Source organism: Sphingomonas sanguinis, from assembly GCF_001476905.1.
GTDB classification, from domain to species: domain Bacteria; phylum Pseudomonadota; class Alphaproteobacteria; order Sphingomonadales; family Sphingomonadaceae; genus Sphingomonas; species Sphingomonas sanguinis_B.
The window spans coordinates 1-1,708 of the sequence record NZ_LDTE01000128.1; the positions used below are offsets into that span (position 1 = coordinate 1).

At 65.6% G+C, this 1,708-nt stretch carries 2 protein-coding genes; both read right to left on the bottom strand.

Annotation, left to right across the window (positions count from 1 at the left end):
* Positions 1–52: 52 nt before the first annotated feature.
* A complete protein-coding gene (gene ilvC / locus SB4_RS16865) occupies positions 53–1,072 on the bottom strand; it encodes a ketol-acid reductoisomerase (protein WP_058716043.1) in 1,020 nt (339 codons plus the stop codon).
* Positions 1,073–1,137: 65 nt separating this feature from the next.
* The gene (gene ilvN, locus SB4_RS16870; RefSeq protein ID WP_058753506.1) at positions 1,138–1,653 is read right to left on the bottom strand and encodes an acetolactate synthase small subunit; all 516 of its coding nucleotides are present in this window, start codon (positions 1,651–1,653) and stop codon (positions 1,138–1,140) included.
* Between the last annotated feature and the right edge of the window lie 55 nt (positions 1,654–1,708).

Sequence of the window (1,708 nt, forward strand, 5' to 3'; positions counted from 1 at the left end):
GGAGGGGATGGGGGAGGGCCTGGTGTCTCACCGAGCCCACCCCCAGCGAAAATCAGTTCTTCGCCTTGTCCACCAGCTTGTTCGCGCCGATCCACGGCATCATCGCGCGCAGTTCGCTGCCAACCTGTTCGATCGGGTGGCGCTTGGCGGCGATGCGGCTGGCCTTCAGTTCGGGCTGTCCGGCGCGGTTGTCGAGGACGAAGTCCTTCACGAAGCGGCCCGACTGGATGTCGGCGAGGACGCGCTTCATTTCCTTCTTGGTCTCTTCGGTGATGATGCGCGGGCCGGTCTTGATGTCGCCATATTCGGCGGTGTTCGAGATCGAGTAGCGCATGTTGGCGATGCCGCCCTCATACATCAGGTCGACGATCAGCTTCAGTTCGTGCAGGCACTCGAAATAGGCCATTTCGGGGGCATAGCCCGCCTCAACCAGCGTCTCGAAGCCCGCCTGGACCAGCGCGGTCGCGCCGCCGCACAGCACGGCCTGCTCGCCGAACAGATCGGTTTCGCACTCTTCGCGGAAGTTCGTCTCGATGATGCCCGAGCGACCGCCGCCGACGCCGCTGGCATAGGCCAGCGCCACGTCATGCGCGTTGCCGCTGGCGTCCTGATGGATCGCGATCAGGCAGGGCACGCCGCCGCCGCGGACATATTCGCTGCGCACGGTGTGGCCGGGGCCCTTGGGGGCGATCATGATGACGTCGATGTCCGCGGGCGGCTCGATCAGGCCGAAATGCACGTTCAGGCCGTGCGCGAAGGCGAGCGCGGCGCCGGGCTTCAGGTTGCCCTTCAGGTCGGCGTCATAGATCGCGGCCTGATGCTCGTCGGGGGCCAGGATCATCAGGATGTCGGCCCAGGCGGCCGCTTCCTTGTTCGACAGGACCTTGAAGCCCGCCGCTTCCGCCTTGGCGGCCGAGGCGGAACCGGGGCGCAGCGCGATCGCGACATTCTTGACGCCCGAATCGCGCAGGTTCTGCGCATGGGCATGGCCCTGCGAGCCGTAACCCAGGATGGCGATGTTCTTGTCGGTGATCAGGTTCAGATCGGCGTCGCGATCGTAATAGACACGCATTTCAACTTCCCTTTCGAAATAGGCGGGGCCCGTCGGGCCTCATGATAGTCTGGAAACTCTAGGGCTCAGGCCGCCTCGGCGCCGCGCGAAATGGCGGCGATGCCGGTGCGGGCGACCTCGACCAGGCCGACCTCGGCCATCAGCTCGACGAACTTGTCGATCTTGGCGATGCCGCCGGTGACCTCGAACACGAAGCTGGAGATCGTCGCGTCGACCACGCGGGCGCGATAGACTTCGGCGAGGCGCAGCGCCTCGATCCGGCGGTCGCCGGTGCCCGACACCTTCACCAGCGCCAGCTCGCGCTCGACATGGTCGCCCAGCACGGTCAGGTCGGTGACCTTGTGGACGGGGACCAGCCGGTCGAGCTGGGCGATGATCTGCTCCATCACTGGCGGCGAGGCGCTGGTGACGATGGTGATGCGGCTGACCGCCTTGTCGGCGGTGATCTCCGACACGGTCAGGCTCTCGATATTATAGCCACGCGCGGTGAACAGCCCCGCGATCCGCGCGAGGATGCCCGGTTCGTTGTCGACGATCACCGCCAGCGTGTGGCGTTCCACCTGTTCGGTCTTGATGTGCATCGGTCTTCTTTCTGCGCACCCGTGATGACGGGCCGTATATCCTCTCCCCTCCCGC

Coding starts and splice junctions, on each gene's coding strand:
- ilvC (WP_058716043.1), bottom strand. CDS start 1,072: ATGCGTGTCTATTACGATCGCGACGCCGATCTGAACCTGATCACCGAC.
- ilvN (WP_058753506.1), bottom strand. CDS start 1,653: ATGCACATCAAGACCGAACAGGTGGAACGCCACACGCTGGCGGTGATC.